Below are 1,137 nucleotides of genomic sequence, written 5' to 3' on the forward strand. Positions count from 1 at the left end.
CACTGCTTTTCAAAAGATTCAAATGCACTGTGACTAGCCTTAAGGATTGGAGCTCCATACACTTTCTTTAAGGCAGCAGTAAAAGGCTTGTAGTCTTTACTTGGTATATACTTAATCGAATTTCGAATTAAATGAACAATACATCTCTGTACGGTCACATCAGGAAAAATCGCACGTGCTCCTTCTTCCAGACCACTAACGCCATCCATTGAGAGAAAGAAGATATCTTCTACACCACGAGATTTGATTTCATCAAAAATTTGCATCCATTTATGTTTACTTTCCGTTTCATTCAACCACAAACCTAGAATGTCCTTTTTACCTTCTATGGTATATCCTAGTATTGTGTAAACGGCATACTTCTTCGTTTCATAGTCATTACGAATGGTTGTGTAAAGACAATCGACAAACACAAAAGGGTAACAGTTACTTAAGGGACGATTTTGCCACTCTTCTAAATTAGGAAGTACAGTATCCGTAATGTCGGATACCATTTCATGAGATACAGAAAAGCCATAGATGTCTTCTATCGTGGAAGAAATGTCTCGTTGTGACATTCCTCTGGCATACATCGAAATGACCTTATCCTCTATAGAGGATACATCTCTTTTACGCTTTGGAATCAACTGCGGTTCAAATGAACCATCACGATCACGGGGGACTGCAATTTCAACTTCTCCTGCTGTTGTTTTCACGATCTTTTTGCCATATCCATTTCTTCTATTTCTTGTTTCTTTTTCTCCCTTGTCATTGGATTCATAGCCCAAATGGTGATTCATTTCACCTTTTAGCATTGACTCAAACATGGGACCAAATATGTCTTTTAATGCTTCTTGCATATCTTCTACTGATTTAGGCTGATACTGTTCGATAATCTTGTTAGCTAATTCTACGGAGTTCGGATCTCTTTTCAATTTCCCCACTGAAACCACTCCTTTAGCTTTATACTTATTATTCTATCAAATAAAAAACTGTGTGAGTAAGGAACCGTACGCATTCCTTACTTACACAGTTAATATTACACTCCCGGTAAGGGGCTTGTCAAGAAAAGTGTGTAAGTTATTCTAGATATTTCTTCACACGTTCCTTTAGGTGGTCATGAACTAATAGTTGATTCATGACCATAGCCCATTGCTG

Annotated in this window: 1 protein-coding gene; it reads right to left on the reverse strand. The window is 37.6% G+C overall.

Translation table 11 applies throughout. The features are described from left to right. A partial coding sequence (locus ACFV6D_RS38860) for an IS256-like element ISBsu2 family transposase (protein ID WP_380563456.1) occupies positions 1 to 932 on the reverse strand: 932 nt, incomplete at its 3' end. Between the last annotated feature and the right edge of the window lie 205 nt (positions 933 to 1,137).

Source organism: Kitasatospora sp. NPDC059812 (genome assembly GCF_042732075.1).
Classification (GTDB): domain Bacteria; phylum Actinomycetota; class Actinomycetes; order Streptomycetales; family Streptomycetaceae; genus Kitasatospora.